Origin of the sequence: Leucobacter musarum subsp. musarum, assembly GCF_001273845.1 — a bacterium.
Taxonomy (GTDB): Bacteria; Actinomycetota; Actinomycetes; order Actinomycetales; family Microbacteriaceae; genus Leucobacter; species Leucobacter musarum.
Genome location: NZ_JHBW01000069.1, coordinates 151,316 through 166,208 on the forward strand (window position 1 = coordinate 151,316; position 14,893 = coordinate 166,208).

17 protein-coding genes and 2 tRNA genes are annotated in these 14,893 nt (G+C 64.5%); 10 read left to right on the top strand and 9 right to left on the bottom strand.

The window, feature by feature from the left end; genetic code table 11:
* Nucleotides 1-26: 26 nt before the first annotated feature.
* A complete protein-coding gene (locus CH42_RS07455) occupies nucleotides 27-521 on the top strand; it encodes a MarR family winged helix-turn-helix transcriptional regulator (RefSeq protein WP_082309344.1) in 495 nt (164 codons plus the stop codon).
* 56 nt (nucleotides 522-577) lie between these two features.
* Here CH42_RS07455 and CH42_RS07460 read toward each other — a convergent pair whose 3' ends face one another.
* Complete coding sequence (locus CH42_RS07460) at nucleotides 578-808, bottom strand: hypothetical protein (RefSeq protein ID WP_053352580.1); 231 nt, start codon at nucleotides 806-808, stop codon at nucleotides 578-580.
* Nucleotides 809-1,117: 309 nt separating this feature from the next.
* On the opposite strand from CH42_RS07460, the gene CH42_RS07465 reads away from it, so the two are divergent.
* The 3 genes from CH42_RS07465 to CH42_RS07475 all read left to right on the top strand — a co-directional run bounded on the left by CH42_RS07465 (nucleotide 1,118) and on the right by CH42_RS07475 (nucleotide 2,895).
* A complete protein-coding gene (locus CH42_RS07465) occupies nucleotides 1,118-1,585 on the top strand; it encodes a hypothetical protein (protein ID WP_053352581.1) in 468 nt (155 codons plus the stop codon).
* Between the two features lie 298 nt (nucleotides 1,586-1,883).
* Nucleotides 1,884-2,279, top strand: a complete 396-nt coding sequence (locus tag CH42_RS07470) for a TFIIB-type zinc ribbon-containing protein (protein WP_053352582.1) — start codon at nucleotides 1,884-1,886, stop codon at nucleotides 2,277-2,279.
* Between the two features lie 94 nt (nucleotides 2,280-2,373).
* Nucleotides 2,374-2,895 carry a GNAT family N-acetyltransferase gene (locus CH42_RS07475; RefSeq protein WP_053352583.1) on the top strand — a complete coding sequence of 174 codons (522 nt, stop codon included), beginning with the start codon at nucleotides 2,374-2,376 and terminating at the stop codon, nucleotides 2,893-2,895.
* 22 nt (nucleotides 2,896-2,917) lie between these two features.
* On the opposite strand, the gene CH42_RS07480 is transcribed toward CH42_RS07475, so the two are convergent.
* The 3 genes from CH42_RS07480 to CH42_RS07490 all read right to left on the bottom strand — a co-directional run bounded on the left by CH42_RS07480 (nucleotide 2,918) and on the right by CH42_RS07490 (nucleotide 5,465).
* Nucleotides 2,918-3,247 (bottom strand): DUF7882 family protein, encoded by a 330-nt coding sequence (locus CH42_RS07480; protein ID WP_053352584.1) that lies wholly within the window; start codon nucleotides 3,245-3,247, stop codon nucleotides 2,918-2,920.
* A 211-nt stretch (nucleotides 3,248-3,458) separates the two neighbouring features.
* The gene (locus CH42_RS07485; RefSeq protein ID WP_082309345.1) at nucleotides 3,459-4,718 is read right to left on the bottom strand and encodes a ferrochelatase; all 1,260 of its coding nucleotides are present in this window, start codon (nucleotides 4,716-4,718) and stop codon (nucleotides 3,459-3,461) included.
* An 81-nt stretch (nucleotides 4,719-4,799) separates the two neighbouring features.
* On the bottom strand, nucleotides 4,800-5,465 hold the full coding sequence (locus CH42_RS07490) for a pentapeptide repeat-containing protein (protein WP_075205290.1): 666 nt from the start codon (nucleotides 5,463-5,465) through the stop codon (nucleotides 4,800-4,802).
* Nucleotides 5,466-5,674: 209 nt separating this feature from the next.
* Between CH42_RS07490 and CH42_RS07495 the strand changes: the two genes are divergently transcribed.
* Nucleotides 5,675-5,896: a hypothetical protein gene (locus CH42_RS07495; protein WP_053352586.1), complete on the top strand. Its 222-nt coding sequence runs from the start codon at nucleotides 5,675-5,677 to the stop codon at nucleotides 5,894-5,896.
* An 81-nt stretch (nucleotides 5,897-5,977) separates the two neighbouring features.
* Here CH42_RS07495 and CH42_RS07500 read toward each other — a convergent pair.
* Nucleotides 5,978-6,051 (bottom strand) — tRNA-Met (locus tag CH42_RS07500).
* 35 nt (nucleotides 6,052-6,086) lie between these two features.
* Nucleotides 6,087-6,158, bottom strand: a tRNA-Thr gene (locus CH42_RS07505).
* A 137-nt stretch (nucleotides 6,159-6,295) separates the two neighbouring features.
* On the opposite strand from CH42_RS07505, the gene CH42_RS07510 reads away from it, so the two are divergent.
* The 3 genes from CH42_RS07510 (at nucleotide 6,296) to CH42_RS07520 (ending at nucleotide 7,780) form a co-directional block, all read left to right on the top strand.
* Nucleotides 6,296-6,793 carry a hypothetical protein gene (locus CH42_RS07510; protein WP_239683986.1) on the top strand — a complete coding sequence of 166 codons (498 nt, stop codon included), beginning with the start codon at nucleotides 6,296-6,298 and terminating at the stop codon, nucleotides 6,791-6,793.
* Between the two features lie 40 nt (nucleotides 6,794-6,833).
* A complete protein-coding gene (locus CH42_RS07515) occupies nucleotides 6,834-7,496 on the top strand; it encodes a hypothetical protein (protein ID WP_053352587.1) in 663 nt (220 codons plus the stop codon).
* A gap of 104 nt (nucleotides 7,497-7,600) precedes the next feature.
* Nucleotides 7,601-7,780: a hypothetical protein gene (locus CH42_RS07520; RefSeq protein ID WP_053352588.1), complete on the top strand. Its 180-nt coding sequence runs from the start codon at nucleotides 7,601-7,603 to the stop codon at nucleotides 7,778-7,780.
* Between the two features lie 187 nt (nucleotides 7,781-7,967).
* On the opposite strand, the gene CH42_RS07525 is transcribed toward CH42_RS07520, so the two are convergent.
* The gene (locus tag CH42_RS07525; protein WP_082309346.1) at nucleotides 7,968-9,311 is read right to left on the bottom strand and encodes a nucleobase:cation symporter-2 family protein; all 1,344 of its coding nucleotides are present in this window, start codon (nucleotides 9,309-9,311) and stop codon (nucleotides 7,968-7,970) included.
* A gap of 262 nt (nucleotides 9,312-9,573) precedes the next feature.
* Between CH42_RS07525 and CH42_RS07530 the strand changes: the two genes are divergently transcribed.
* On the top strand, nucleotides 9,574-11,742 hold the full coding sequence (locus tag CH42_RS07530; RefSeq protein WP_162231073.1) for a glycosyltransferase: 2,169 nt from the start codon (nucleotides 9,574-9,576) through the stop codon (nucleotides 11,740-11,742).
* Nucleotides 11,739-13,055, top strand: coding sequence for a nucleotide disphospho-sugar-binding domain-containing protein (locus CH42_RS07535; protein ID WP_053352590.1), 1,317 nt, complete (start codon nucleotides 11,739-11,741; stop codon nucleotides 13,053-13,055). Before CH42_RS07530 ends, CH42_RS07535 begins: the two co-directional genes overlap by 4 nt.
* On the opposite strand, the gene CH42_RS07540 is transcribed toward CH42_RS07535, so the two are convergent.
* Nucleotides 13,052-14,143, bottom strand: coding sequence for an FCD domain-containing protein (locus tag CH42_RS07540; RefSeq protein WP_082309347.1), 1,092 nt, complete (start codon nucleotides 14,141-14,143; stop codon nucleotides 13,052-13,054). The two genes, CH42_RS07535 and CH42_RS07540, sit on opposite strands and share 4 nt — an antisense overlap.
* A gap of 110 nt (nucleotides 14,144-14,253) precedes the next feature.
* The gene (locus CH42_RS07545) at nucleotides 14,254-14,874 is read right to left on the bottom strand and encodes a TetR/AcrR family transcriptional regulator (protein WP_053352592.1); all 621 of its coding nucleotides are present in this window, start codon (nucleotides 14,872-14,874) and stop codon (nucleotides 14,254-14,256) included.
* Between the last annotated feature and the right edge of the window lie 19 nt (nucleotides 14,875-14,893).

Sequence of the window (14,893 nt, forward strand, 5' to 3'; positions counted from 1 at the left end):
GAGAGCTTTGGATAAGGAATCGGGTAGTGAAGAATATCGTCAGCAGCGAAGAGGAGCACCTGTACTCAGCTGACCCCATTACCGAGTCCGCTCGCGAACTCATCACCGCCATGCAGCATCTTCGCGGCGCGCAGCAGCGCCAAGAGGCGCGTTCCCTCGATCACTCGGGTCTGCATAGCCAAGATCTGCGCGCGCTCCGCTACATCGTGCAGGCCGACCGGAATGACCAGCCGATCAGCCCGAAAGATCTCATCAGCATGCTCAGAACGTCGAGTGCCAACGTCACGAACGTGATCGATCGACTGGTGAAGAAGTCGCTCGTCACGCGTGATCCGCATCCGACCGATCGCCGAGCTCGCTACTTGAAGCCGACCGGCGTCGCAGTGAACGAGGTCGACGCGGCGTTCGAGGAGCACCACGCGGCACTCATCGGTACCGCAAACGACATTTCTGAAGTCGACGCACAGACAACGGCGCGAGTGCTGCGGCAGCTCACCGCAGCACTCGACGGCGTCGCGTAACCAGCACAGCGCCTTCGCTCAGGCCGTGCAAGCTCGCGCGTCGCACCGACCGGGTGTCAGCGGTCGAGCAGTCGTGGGCGACGCCCGGGCCGACGGTTGAAATGCTCGCGCACCTTGAAGTGCGCACGCACCGCATTCGCCATGTCTTCGTCGAGCTCCCAGGGCTGGTGACGCGGATGGTCGGGATAGCGCAGGCGTAAGAACTTGCGCACGCGATTTCCGGGGTGCTGACCGGGGTCGTGTCCCAGCTCGTTCGCAAGGTCGCTGGGCGTCATGGGGTACTGCATTGCGCATCCATCCGGGTCTACCGCTACGCCTGCGTCCACGAACTGTACATTCGTGTTCCCACCCGGAACAGTCATCTCAATGCGCGATTTCCGCACAGAGGAATCGCAGGGTCGCCGACAGCATGGCACGCGGCCGCTGCGGCGTGTTGCGACGCGCCGACCTATCTTAAAAGTTGACTTTAATTCTTTTCTAAACCCAGTCCACCGTTACCTCGCCGTTATACTTTCACTCAGCCTCGGTTGCTACCGTTTCGGAGTCATCGCTGATGCGGTGATGCGCCGACATCGCACAGACCGAGGGGGTGAACGATGCAACGAACGACAATTCCACAGGCAGCCCTGACGCGACCGCACCTCGGCGGTACGTGGTGGCTGATCGCCGTCGCATCACTCTGCCTCGGGTTGTTCGGCATGCTCGCCATGCCCGATGCCGTCGCTCACTCATCGCAGGCGGAACCCGCCGCCGTGCCGGTAATGATCAGCTCTGACGTGGCCGCCGTCACGGCCGCCACCCCGGCAACACTCGAGGGTGCCGCAGACATGGAGCTTGAGCGTCGCGACCCGGGCTCGTTGCCCGGAATCGATGCCGCCGAGCTCGTCGCACTTGGCCTCCTGGCCGTGCTCCTCGCGCTCGCCCTCACTCTCGCGAGCCGCACGCACGCGTCTCGATTTGCACAGGCCGCACGCGCCCGAGCCGCACGCGTGCAACGTCACTCGGTGCCACCACTGCTGCACCTTCGACCATCGCTCGTGCATCTGTCGATCAGTCGCACCTGATCTGTCGTGCGCACGGCGATCGCACCTGGCGACCGTCACGCACGCCCCTTTTCGTCCCGTTCCAGGGCTCGGTGCACGCCACCGACAGCGCATCTCGCATGCGCTGCACGGCCCTGATCCCCTCACTTCAAGGAGTATTTCTGTGACCACCACCAAGCGTTCCATTCGTAACCCGAAGACGTTCACCGCCCTCATCGTTCCCGCCGCACTCGTGGTGTCGGTGGGCACGTACCTGGTCACAGGCCTGCTCTTCCCCTAACCGGAGCCCCTCAGAGCTCCACTTGCGCAAGGAGACCTCATGCAGTGCCCCATCGACCAGTCCGCCCTCGTCATGTCGGAGCGATCCGGCGTCGAGATCGATTACTGCCCCCAGTGCCGAGGCATCTGGCTGGATCGCGGTGAGCTCGACAAGATTCTCGACCGCGTCGCCGCCGAGAGCCCTGCCGCACCCACCGCACCGCTCATCGCCCCGGTGGTCGCGCCCGTCGCACCCGCGGCGGTGATCCCTGACCCCCGCGCCTCAGCACCGTACGGCGCCGCCCAGCCTCGCCTCGAAGATCGCGGGCGCGGATATGACGATCGTCGCGGATACGACGACCGCCGTGGAGGCTACGACGATCGCGGGTATGACGACCGCGGTCGGCCGCGCAAGCGCAAGCGCGAAGGCTTCCTCGGAGAACTCTTCGACTTCTAACCCTCTGGAAACACGATGGCCCCGGTCCCCTCAGGACCGGGGCCATCGTGCGTTCGGCAGCATCGCACGAGTGGGATCCTGCCAAGATGGACGCATGATCGCCGAGCTCGAGCTGCCCATCGACCTGACCGACGCAGCACCTGGATTGCGTCTGCGGCGCGCTTCACGTGACGACCTCGATGCCTTGATCGCGCTGCTCGCCGAAGACCCGATCAGCGCGAGCCGCGGCGACACCGGTGACGCATCCGATCGGCCGGCGTACGCGGCGGCCCTGGACGCCATCATTCGCAACGATGCGAATGAACTGATCGTTGTCGTTGGCGCCGATGACTATCCGATCGGCACGCTTCAGCTGACGCGCATCCCTGGCATGGCTCGCCAGGGCGCGTCTCGGCTACTGGTCGAGGCCGTGCGCGTTGCGGCACACGCACGCTCGCGCGGTATCGGGAGTGCGCTCATGCGCTGGGTCATGCACACCGCGGCACCCGAGCTGCACACTCCGATGGTCCAGCTCACGTCTGATGCTGCGCGCGAGTCCGCCCATCGTTTCTACCTGCGGCTCGGCTTCACCGACTCCCATGTCGGCTTCAAATACAACGCGTCAGCGGCCAGATAGGTCGCGCAGCACCTGCTCGCGGCTATGCGATCAGCGGGTTGCGTTTCGCGTACTTCGCCGCTTCGGATTCGGAGATGACCGTCAATCCCCGAGTCGAGTGCGACAGCGCCGCGAGCACGTGCAACCACTCAGGGTTGAGCTCGGGAGCTTTGGCCCCGCTGAACCGGAAGGCGATGGTCGTGTGCTCCGAGATCCAGAGCGAGTTGCGCCCGCTGCCCTCTTCGGGCGGTTGCGTCCAAGAGAGGAAGAACCCCTCTCGCTTCGCGAGTTTTTGACCGATGACTGTTTTTAAGTGTGCGAGTGTTCGGTCTTCGAACTGATACTCGCGTTCTCCGTGCAAGATGTACCCCATGTGCGCAGCCTTGCACGTTTACCGATAAATAGATAGCGAGTGTGACGTTTCGCACGACCGCAAGGGGGTGGCGCTTCGCACGATGTCAGCGAGAATCGGATGGTGTCACCGTCGCTCGACCGTGGTGTACCCCAATGCATCCGTGCACGGTGACACGGCCCCGGCTCCGCTTGCTGCGGGGCCGGGGCCGCTCTCGTGTGATGCAGCTCATTCAGGGCTGGAGGCCGGCGATTGCCGGTTTGAACCCGAGCCGCGGGTTCTCGCAGCATCCGGGGCGGCATACGTCGAACCACGGACCGATCGTCGTGGTATTTGCTCGCTCAGATACCGGCCGGCCCTCGATGCGCTCTTGCACCAGGTCGACGAGTGCGTCAACGAACGCGGGGTGCACCCCGGGTGTGGGTGCACGCGTCACCCAGAGCCCGCGCTCCGTCGCTGTCTCGGTGGCTTCTTCGTCGAGATCCCACATGACTTCCATATGGTCGCTGACGAAGCCGATCGGCACGATGACGACTGCGGTGCGCTGCTCGAGCGCATTGATCGCGTCATTGATGTCGGGTTCGAGCCAGGGCTGCGACGGTGGGCCCGAGCGTGACTGGTAGACGAGCTGCCAGGTCGCTTCGGGCGCAGCCCGTGCGATCACTTCGGCGGCGGCGGCAAAATGTTGTGCGGCGTACCCGCCTCCATCTACGTCGGTGAAGAGACCGGCTCCTGAGAGCTCCGCATCAGCGGTCGGGATGCTGTGGGTGGCGAACATGACTTCGATCTGCTCGAGGGGATGCCCGGCTGCGATCGCTTGCTCGACCCCGGCACGAACCCCCTCGATAAACGGCTGCAGAAACCCGGGGTGCGAGAAGAACTGTCGCACTTTATCGATGCGTAGGGTCTGCTGCAGCCCCGACGCCTCGAGCGCGTCGGCCCAGTCCTCCCGGTATTGGCGACAGGACGAGTACGAGGAGTACGCGCTCGTGGGAATCGCCAGCATCGTACGAACGCCGTCTGCGGCGGCTTGCTGCAGGGCCTCATCGAGGTAGGGCGCCCAGTTGCGATTGCCCCAGTAGATGGGCATGTCGAGCCCGGCACGATCGAGAACGACGTTCAGCGCCGCGAGCAGTTCGCGGTTGTGGTCGTTGATCGGGCTCACGCCCCCGAAATGCCGGTAGTGGTGGGCGACTTCTTCGAGCCGCTCATCGGGGATGCCGCGACCTCGGGTCACGTTACGCAAGAACGGCAGCACGTCGTCTTGCCCCTCGGGGCCGCCAAAGCCTGAGAGCAGAATCGCATCGTAGCCGAACGGTGCGCTCGTGTGCTCCGGCCCATCGGCGGTCGCCGCCGTAGCGCTCGGCACTTTCGCGCCCGGGTCCAGGTGGACGCCGGTTGCGGCGCCAGGCTTCGTTTCACGGCGCCCGGTGGGGCGATAGAGCGTCGCGTCGGTGGCGTGTTTCGCTTCGGGCTGCTGGTCGTGTGTCATGGATCCTCCCCAGAGTTCAGCGTCGCATTTATCTTAGATTGTTTCTTTGTTTGATTCTTACAGATCAGTGCATGTGAGGAGTCAGGCGATCTCGATGCCGAGCTGCGACGCGAAGATGTCGAGCAGGTCGGTTGCCTGGTGCGTCGAGATGCGTGCGCCACGCAGGCCATCGATACCGGCGATCGAGGCGAAGTCGAGCCCTCGCAGATCGAGGTGCTGCGACCGCGCCCCGGTCAGCACCAGCTTGTCGACGGTGCAGTTGTCGAAGGCGACGCGCACCAACTCGGCGCCTTCGAGGTCGAGTTCATCGATGTGGCAGTTCACGAAGTGCACGTCATGGAGTTTCGCAGCGCGAAAGTTCAGCCAGCCGAGCTTTGACCCATCAACGCGCACGCGCGCTAATTCAGCATCGTAGGCTTCGACCGCGCCGAGCCGAGACGTCGAGAGCTCGACCCCTTTCCAGGTCGTGCGCCGCATCGGCAGCACCGGCGACGTCAGGTGCTCGAATCTCGAGTCGATAAATCGAGTGCTCTGCAGATCTGCCTCATGCGCCTGCACCGCTTCGAACGCACACTCGGTGAACTGGGCACCGGCGAGCGATAGGCCGGAAATGTCGACCGTGTCGAATCTCTGCAGCTCGTACACGCCTCGCGGCGCGAGCATCTCGACACCACCACTCTCAAGCCCGTTTAGGCAAAGGTCGTCGAGCTGAGGCGCCTGAAAAGCATTGCGGGTACGCGGCGGCATAGAAACTCCTGAGCTTTAAGCTCGCAGCCCGGGCGGTGCCGCGATGCATCCAGGCTATGCCCCGCCACCGACATCACACTTTCAGACCCTCCACCGGTCGAAGACGGAGCGCACTCGCACTGTAAGCAGCGAGTCAGCACAGCGCCACCCCCTGTGCTCCGCGAGGGTAACGCACGCAACCTGGTACTCCACGAACGAAGGGACTCGACATGTCAACGAATCTGCAAAATCCGAACCCCGAAGATCTCGGCCCCGCGGGCAACAATCCACTGATCGACCCCGCGACAGAGCCTGAGCAGCCCCGCATCGATCAGTTCGAAGAAGGCGCCGACCTCGACGCTCCGACTCAGCCCGCGAGCCCGGATGCACCGGAGTCAACGAACCTGCCCGATCAGCAGGATCCCGATGCCACCGAGGGTCTCGCTCCGTGACGACGGCATGAGGGTCACGGAGTACCAGCCCACACACGAGAAAACCCCCGGTGCGCCCGGGGGTTTTCTCGTGACTCTCTGTAGCTGAGGCGGGGCTCGATCCCGCGACCTCACGATTATGAGTCGTGCGCTCTAACCAGCTGAGCTACTCAGCCAAACTGGCCCGCACGAATGCGAGCCAGAGAGTCAGAGCCCCGAGCCAGGATTGAACTGGCGACCCCTTCCTTACCATGGAAGTGCTCTACCACTGAGCTATCGGGGCGCGGCCACCTTGCGATGACAACCGTTAGAGAATAGCACTGAAGCTTGGCCAATGCGAAATCTGTCGACCCGGTAGCGTTATCCCGGGCGGGTCACGCAGATCGCCCACGGGTTCGATTGGCGAAATGGGTGGATGTAGTGCGCGTGCAGAGTCGCGGTATCGCGATCGTCGGAGTGGTCTTGGCGCTGTGGATGGCGGTCGGTCGTTGGCCGTTCGGAATCGGCGGCAGCCTGACCTGGTGGTATCTGCCCACGATCGGCCTGGTGTTCGCATGGCTGCAGATCTGGCTCGCCCGGCGCGTGCGCGTCACCGCGTCGCGCGGTCGCCGCACGAGCCGCAGCACGATCGTCTCGCTGATCTTGGCGTGGGTGTGCGCGATCGGGTTCGGGTTGACGGTGCCGGATCGCGTCGGCGACGAACTCCTCTCGATCATGAGCCTCGCAGCCGGGTCGTCTTTCTCAACCGAGATGTCACTGGCCCTCTGCAACCCGCTCGGCATTCTCGCCTTCGCACTGGCGATCGCGGCTCTCGGGTTCAGTTACGCCGATGCGCGCGACCCGAAACCTGAGGAAGACGAGTTGCTCGACGACGCTGGCGGCGAACACGGCGGCATGGCGCCGCATCCGCTCGCCTAACCCATATCTTTCTGGATCGGGCTCCGATAGTGTCTCGAGCATGGGAGCCTCGACGTCGCGACTCGCGCTGGCCGCCTCGGCCGCCGTATTGACCCTTGCCCTGGCAGGCTGCGCTGACGAGAGCGATGGCGATCCCGCGCCGACTTCTGCCGCACCCACCGCGACCGCGAGCCCGACCGCGACGCCCACTCAGACCACATCCCCGACGCCCACGGAAACGCCCGCTGAGACGTCGCCGCCCGCCGCTACGGTGTTGCCTGGGTGCGACGAACTCATTCCGCTTGAGCGCGCCGTGCAGCTGTCGGGCATCGACAACCTTGAGACCTTCCACGAGCAACCGAATCTGCGCGACCAGCACATCTCGCGCGTGCTGGGGCCGGTCGCCGCCGACACCTATCTGAGCGCCGCGCAGGCGCAGTATTGCTCGTGGTCCCCACCCAACAGCGACAACATCACGTCGGTGTTCACCGCGATACTCACGCCCGAGGCGCGCGAGGCACTCATTGCCGCACTCAACGACTCGGAATTCGTGCGGGCGGAATCAGGCAGCACAATTACATACATTCGGGAACTGCAAATGGGGCTCGGGCCGCATTACGTCTGGTACGCCTTCTCGGGCGACGTGTGGGTCGCCGAGCTGGGCAACGCGTCGAACCCGCTGTTCGGTCAGGCGGCACTCGACGCAATTCTCGCGGCGAACTGAACCCGACCGCGCACCCTACGCCGAGTGCTCACACACGGCCACCCCCTCGCGATCGGCTGCCCATCAGCGCAGTCTGGAATCACGCAGACGCAAGGGAGCAAACCATGACGATGAACCGCACCAGCGCGAACCCCGATGGCCCTGAGGAAGGTCGGGCACCGCTCGCGAACCCTCCAGAGCCAGGGGAGCACATTCTCGAAGACGGATTCGTGCAGAGCCCTGAGTTCGGCGAAGCGGACGCAGACGATCCGAACGACCCGGATCCGGTGGCGAACCTCGAATAGCGCGCCTGAGCAGCGCTTCAGCACCGAACCCCTCTCATCTCGCCGAATGCCCCCGAAGTGCACGCGCACATGGGTAGCGTTCGGCGAGATGAGAGGGGTTCGGCAAAATGAGAGGACCTCGACATCCGCTCACCGGGTTCGATGCGCGGGACGCAGCGTGCAGCTCGCACTCCGCGGAGTGCCGAACTCACGCAGCGGCGGCCGCCTGTCGGCGCCGCGCCGGGAGCAATTCGGTGAAGAGCAGGTTCAAGAGCACTGCGGTGACCGCAGCGGCACTGATGCCCGAGTGGAAGATCGTGCTGAACCAGGTCGGAAACTGATCGAAAAAGTCGGGTTGCACCACGGGAATGCAGCCGATCGCGAGAGATGCGGCGACGATCAGCATGTTGTAAGTGCCCTCATACTGCACCTTGCTCAGTGTGCGGATACCCGAGGCAGCGACAGTGCCGAAGAGCAGGATTCCCGCGCCGCCGAGCACCGCAGTGGGCAGAGTTGCGACGACGCGGCCGAGCACGGGCAACAGTCCGAGCACGACGAGGATGCCACCGCCGGTCGCCACGACGAATCTGCTCTTGATACCAGTGATGGCGACGAGTCCGACGTTCTGCGCAAAAGCACTCTGGGTGAACGTATTAAAGACGGGCGCGACGACGCTCGAGAGCATGTCAGCTCGAAGTCCATCGGCGATCCGGCGAGAGTCGACCTGGGAACCGGTAATCTGACCGACGGCAAGGAGGTCGGCGGTCGTTTCAGTGAGGATCACGAGCACAACGACAAACATCGAAATGACGCCGCCAATCTCGAACGTCGGCCAACCGAAGGCGAAGGGTTGCGGCACGGCAAAGATCGCACCGTTCGCGACCGACGAGAAGTCTGCTTTGCCGAGGAGCAGCGCGATCACGGTGCCGATGACGAGGGCGAGCAGGATCGCCAAGCGAGCGATCCCGAACGCCCGCACGCGCGAGAGCAGCAGTGCGATCAGCAGCGTTCCTGCGGCGAGCGCAATGTTCGCGATGCTGCCGTAGTCGGGGGCACTCGCATTGCCACCCATCGCCCAGCGCGCGGCAACCGGGATCAGCGATACGCCGATGATGGTGATGACCACACCCGTGACCACGGGTGGAAAGAATCGCACGATGCGGGCAAAGAACGGAGCGATCAAGAATCCGGCTGCGGCGGCAGCGAGTACAGCGCCAAATACGTCCGGCATGCCCCCACCGCCCTCGATGATCGCCGTGAGCGTCGCGACCGAGGCGAACGAGGTGCCCTGCACGAGCGGGAGTTGGCTTCCGAAGAACGGGATGCCGATGGTTTGCAGCAGCGTCGCGAGACCGCCGATGAACAGGCAGCTGGCGATGAGTACGCCAATCTCGGCGCTCGTGAGGCCGGCCGCCGTGCCAATGATGAGCGGTGGCGCGATGATGCCTCCGTACATGCTGAGCACGTGCTGCATGCCGTAGGCGAGGTTCTTGCTCCAAGGCAACCGCTCGTCTTCAGGCCTGACTTCACGCGTCGCGGATCGTTGCTTCACGGCTGTACTCGCTTCTCGTTCAGACCGATACTGAGCGCCTCACAGCACTGCAGCCATCCGTCGCATGATCTTCGTGCTGGGCTTCTCACCGCGAGTAGGTTAACTTAGAAACTGTGTAATTAAAAGAAGTAACCAAAAAGCTTACAAACCGAGAGTCGGATCGAAGGTCCCAATGGGAGTGGTCACTCACCTGCAGCAGGTTCGCGCCGCAGACACGCTTACGCGCGCTCTTGCACTGTCGCACGAATTCGCCTCAGCGCCAGTGCACGGAAACGATACTGAGCCCGCAATCGCCGAAGCGCTCGCTGCTGTGATCGAAGCGCTGGCAGGCACGGACCAGGTGCTCGCCATCGCCGCATTGCACGCAGCGGTTCGCATCGATCATCACACTGTGGACGAGCTCCTCGAAGAGGCCGTGCGGGATCGCCGCGCGCACATTCGTGAGCACGCCGCTTGGGCTTGCGCTTCTCGCCCATTTCGCGAGTCCACCGTCGACGCCCTCCTGGAAATGGTAATGACGGGCGGTCTCGGCGGCATGCTCGCGCAACAGTGCTTGGAGGAGTGGGGCCGGGTACACGCCAGACTGATCACACGGCACCTCATTACAGCGCTCGCACAGGGCTCAAGTGCTCACTCGCGCCGACTCCTCGTCGAGACGCTCGGACTGCTGCACACGCCGAACGCCATCGACCTGATCCAGCACATGGAGGCCGATGATCAGGAGCCTGCGCCCGTCCGCGAAGCTGCTGCAGCAGCTGTCGCGAACCTCTCCGAGGATCGCGCTGCGCGCACGAAAGAGTGTGGAGCCCAATCTGGGCGCGCCGGCGTGACCGTTGCTCAGCTCTTCCTCGGCGCCGACATTGATGCCGAACTGCGCCGCGTCGGGAGCGGCAACAACGGGGGTATCGCGACGCTCCTGGTGCGGCTGGGAGATGCGCTGGTCGATCCCGCAGTCCGGGAGGGCGGCCAAGAACCTCTCGGGCAATCTGGCGCAGTCTCACGCGTTGTCACGCTCTCGCGCGAGCGCGGTGACGCTCCCCGTCGCGCGCACAGCGCACACCTGCCAGCGACGCCTCCCGGAGCCCTCTCCACTCATCACACCTACGACACCGTACCGCTCGCCGTCACTGCGACGAGCGCTGACGACGCCTGGTCGAACTACATCTCGGCAAGACGCGGCATCGCGCGAGCACTGCGCCGTCATGGCCCCGTCGACGCCGTGCACTTGCGCATGGCCGATGTCGGAACGCTTGCCGCCTGGCACGTCGCACGCGCCGCCGGCGTCGCCATAGTGTTCACTGCCGCCCCTGATCCACACGCGCTCATCGAAACGCTTGAACACAGCGGCACGCTGACTCGCGAAAACTTCGGCGAGCACGACGCGGCTGATCGCTATTGGTTCCGCACCCGACTCGTACACGACCTCGCCCACTCGGCACATCACACGGTGCTCATGCCGCGGGAGCACTTGCGCGAAGATTTCGCGCGACTCGTGAGCATTGATATCGCCGGTACCGCCACTGGGAATGGGCGTGCGCGCCGAAGTGACGCCGCGCTTTCCTCCCAATTCTCCGCGATCGCTGAAGGCATCGACGTGCAGGTGATCGATGACGCCGTCGCCGAGGCAACCGACGCGGCGATCGGCTCACCCGCGTCGCCCGCGATCGCGCAACTGCAACAGCTCCTCAACGCGCTCCCGGCGGCACGGCGAACACTTCCCCTGCTGCTGTCAGTCGGAAGACTGCACCGCGTCAAAGGAATGGCTGACGTCGTCGCCGCCTGGGCCGGTTCAGATTTGCGCGATCGCTGCAACTTACTGATCGTCGGCGGCGATCTGCGTACCCCCTCGCCCGACGAGACCGAACAACTCGCACGCATCGACGCGCTGGTCGATCCGGCACATCGGGCTGATTTCGGGCTGCTGCTCGCCGGCCACCGCCCAAACGCGGTCACCGCGCGGTGGATGGCGGCCGCGCAGATCGGTCTTCCCGGGTTTGCAGCGCCTCATGGGGTCTACGTGTGCGGCAGTGTGAAAGAAGAGTTCGGGCTTGCAATATTGGAGGCCCTCGCTGCCGGCCTCTTCGTCGTTGCTCCCCAGCGAGGCGGCCCAGCAACCTATCTCGTTCACGGCGAAACCGGCTTCCTCACCGACACGTCGAACGGTGCCAAACTGCGCGCTGCGCTGGCCGAGGCTTTCACCATTGCCGCGAGTCCACACGCCGCGAAGCGGGCCGAACGCGCACGCCGTGCGGTGCTCGAAAGGTTCTCGATCCGCACGATGGCCGCCAATCTGTCGCGCATCTACGCCTCCGCTACGGCGCATTCGCACGAGACGGGTCAGCGGCTCCAACGGCAGCCCTCCCTCAAACCTCTTCTCTCTGCCCATCCACGCCCCCTCGTGCATACCCTCGGATCGGACGGCCATTCGTGACTCTCCTCATCATCAGCCCCGACTACGCCTCACACCTGTACCCGCTCGCGGCAATGGGCAGTGTGTGGCGCGAACACGGGCACCGAGTGGTTGTCGCCACCGGACAAGCGACTGCAGAGATCGTCGCCGCGTTCGGCTACGATCAAGAACCCCTGCAGCTCAGCCAAGGCTCGAACCCCGGCACGATCCGCGCCGAGGAGCAGCCCCGGGGCGAAGATGACGCGCTGCGCGGATTCTTCGCGGCGACGCACGGAGGGATGATCGAGACGTTGGCATTCCAAGCGCGCGCTCGCCTGCACGACCTCATGTGGGAACCCGTCGCTACCGCAGGGCGCGTCCTCGACATCATCGAGCGAGTGCAGCCTGACGAGATCATCGTCGACCACCTCGCGTTCAGCGCGCGGCTCGCACTGCAGGCTGCCGGCGTTTCCCACGTCGACGTGGTGCTGGGTCATCCGACCGCGCTGCCACTGCCTGCTGCGGGCGAACTCTACGGCTACCCGCCGGCCTGGCCCGACGCGTTCACACCGGATCCCGATGAACTCGACGAGCTGCGCGAGCTGTGCCGCGAGGTGAGCGAGCGCTTCACCGAGGAATGGAATGCGGCACTCCACGAGATTGCCCCGGATCGTGCTCCGTCACCTGACGCGTTCGCCGAGCACGGCGACTTTCTCGTGTTCAACTATCCCGCAGCACTCATGCCGGCAGACCGAGCCGCCCTCTTGCCACCGCACACCTGCATCGGATCCTCGCTGCGGCCGGAAGCCCCCGACGCTGAGGTGGCGTCGTGGCTGCAGGCCAGCGACGAGCCATTCGTCTACGTCAGCTTCGGCAGCTTTCTCTCGGTGCGCGGCGACGTGCTCGCCCGCGTCGCCGCCGCCCTACGCGACCTCGGGGTTCGTGCCGCAATCGCACACGGGTCGTCGCAGCGGGAAGCGCTCGGGGAGATCCCGCAATCGTGGCTAGTCCGCGAGTTCCTGCCACAGGTCACCCTGCTCGAACAGGCAGCAGCAGCGGTGACGCACGGCGGCAATAACAGTGTCACTGAGGCTTTGGCGTTCGATGTACCACTCATCGTGCTGCCGTTCTCAACCGATCAGTTCGCCGGCGCCGAGGCGCTCGAGCGAGCCGGGCTGGGGATCGCTCTGGCACCGAACACCGCGACGGTCTCGCAGCTCGCCTCAGCAATCTCAGCGACCCTGTCCGGATTCGGTGATCGTTCTGCCGCTGCAGCGAGTGTTGCCGAGAACCATGGCGCAGAACTCGCGTTCCAAGCTCGGGAGCGAAACCTTTCCACTGCACTCGCTCGCTAGAGCAGGCACGCCTTCTCGAAGGCGAGTTCGGCGCCGATCGCGTCTCGTGCCCAGATCGCCGCCGCGAGATCCTCGTACCCAGAGATGACGCGCTCCCAGTTGTTCGCCTGTTGCGTCCACACGCCGTCGAGCTGGTCTCCCAGTGACTCAATGGTGTTCGTCACGGTATTGACGAGGTGTCGATTCGGACAGGTATCGAGCATGAGCCGCACCAGGGCTGAGCCGTGCTCGCGATGCCGGGCGATGTCGCCCGCGTGTGCTGCTCCCTGCGCCCGCTCGACCGCGTGCAGCACACGCGAAAGCTCTGCTCCGCGCAGTTCGGCGGCGGTCAGCCTGACGGTCGCACCGAGCAGTGCGCCGACCATCTGCGTGACCGCGACATCATCGCCCGCGAGCACCGAGGGGGCCGGCTCAGCGATACCGTCGGAGAGCTGCGCGACCGAATCCCCGGTAATGCGGAACGCATGCTCGAGCGCCAACTCCGCAGCAACTGCGTCACCGCTATCGATGGCCGACCGCAGCGCAGAGTAGCTCCCGTGCAGGCGATCCCATTGCGGCGCTTCTTCTGCCTGCGTCAACGAGATGAGATACGAGAGCGCCTCGATACGCCCCTGCGTCGCCCGCGCGAGCTCGGGGTTCGGGCAGGCGTGCACGAGAAATTCGATGAACTGCCACGTGTGTGCCGCGTACTCGTAGGGCTCTTGCTCCCCGACCGCATCGAGCAACTGCCCGAGCTGCAGCGAGAGAGACTCGCGCTCGCACGTCGGCAGCGCGGGAATCGTGACTCGCGCCACCCCTCCCAGCAGCGCACCGAGGCACTGGATGATCTGATCGCGCTCTTCCAGTGCGGGCAACACGACGCGCGGGCGCTCGATATCGACCGCTTCGATCAACCCGACCTTGGCCAGTTCGCGCATCACGTCACGCGCGGCGGCGTCTGAGAGCCCGAGCCATCGCTGCAACTCCCAGTAATCGATCGCTTCACCAGGCTTGAGCGTGCCGTCGAAAATCGCCGACCGCACGCGGTGGAAGGGCGTATGACTGAGTTCCGGGCTTCCCGATCCTGCGGGGGTTCTCGGGATCGCCATGCGTGCTCCAGCCGGTCGAAAACAGCGTCACCGACACACTACCCGGAGCGCGCTCCGAATTTTGCATTGCTGTGCAAAACACACAATTCGGTTCTTGAGTCAGCTCTCCCCTACTCCGGACGCAGCAGGTGCCGTAGCAGGGGCATGGCGAGTTCCAAGCGCGCCGGCAGCGACTTCCACCCGTCGCTCATACCCGACATGACCTGTGCGCCGACGAAGATCTCGTTGAGGAGCTCGCCGATGTCTTCCGCGGGCAGCGTCGACGTGATCGATCCCTCGGACAGGCCCTCACGAATGAGGTCGGTCGTCGTGTTCTGCCAATCACGATAGTGATCGTGCCCGACCTGCTTAAGGTTGTCGGGGAGCGACGCGAGTAGCCGAATGCCCGCCTGCACCACCTTGTCGACCGAGATCAGCGCCGCCATGTTCGTGAGCAGCACCAGCATGCGGTCGAAGGCAGAGTCGTCGCCGGCGACGCTCGTCGTGAACACCTCAGTCATACGGGTCTGCTGCAGTGTCAGCACGGCAGAAGCAACGTCGTCTTTGTTGCCGAAGTGGAAATAGAGTGACCCAACGCTGACACCGGCTTCCTCGGAGATGTCGGTGAGCTTCGCGTTGTTGTAGTCCAAGCGCGCGAAGACGATCGCCGCCGACTCGAGCAGCAGGGTCTCAGTTTCCAGGCTGCGCGGTTGCCGCTTCCTGGGGGTGGTACGGGTGGTGTTGGAGGCCACGGGGGCACCTTCCTGTGTT

Excerpts from the sequence above, each read along its gene's own strand:
- CH42_RS07460 (WP_053352580.1), bottom strand. The coding sequence starts at position 808 with ATGCAGTACCCCATGACGCCCAGCGACCTTGCGAACGAGCTGGGACAC.
- CH42_RS07465 (WP_053352581.1), top strand. The coding sequence starts at position 1,118 with ATGCAACGAACGACAATTCCACAGGCAGCCCTGACGCGACCGCACCTC.
- CH42_RS07470 (WP_053352582.1), top strand. The coding sequence starts at position 1,884 with ATGCAGTGCCCCATCGACCAGTCCGCCCTCGTCATGTCGGAGCGATCC.
- CH42_RS07475 (WP_053352583.1), top strand. The coding sequence starts at position 2,374 with ATGATCGCCGAGCTCGAGCTGCCCATCGACCTGACCGACGCAGCACCT.
- CH42_RS07480 (WP_053352584.1), bottom strand. The coding sequence starts at position 3,247 with ATGGGGTACATCTTGCACGGAGAACGCGAGTATCAGTTCGAAGACCGA.
- CH42_RS07485 (WP_082309345.1), bottom strand. The coding sequence starts at position 4,718 with ATGACACACGACCAGCAGCCCGAAGCGAAACACGCCACCGACGCGACG.
- CH42_RS07490 (WP_075205290.1), bottom strand. The coding sequence starts at position 5,465 with ATGCCGCCGCGTACCCGCAATGCTTTTCAGGCGCCTCAGCTCGACGAC.
- CH42_RS07495 (WP_053352586.1), top strand. The coding sequence starts at position 5,675 with ATGTCAACGAATCTGCAAAATCCGAACCCCGAAGATCTCGGCCCCGCG.
- CH42_RS07515 (WP_053352587.1), top strand. The coding sequence starts at position 6,834 with ATGGGAGCCTCGACGTCGCGACTCGCGCTGGCCGCCTCGGCCGCCGTA.
- CH42_RS07520 (WP_053352588.1), top strand. The coding sequence starts at position 7,601 with ATGACGATGAACCGCACCAGCGCGAACCCCGATGGCCCTGAGGAAGGT.
- CH42_RS07540 (WP_082309347.1), bottom strand. The coding sequence starts at position 14,143 with ATGGCGATCCCGAGAACCCCCGCAGGATCGGGAAGCCCGGAACTCAGT.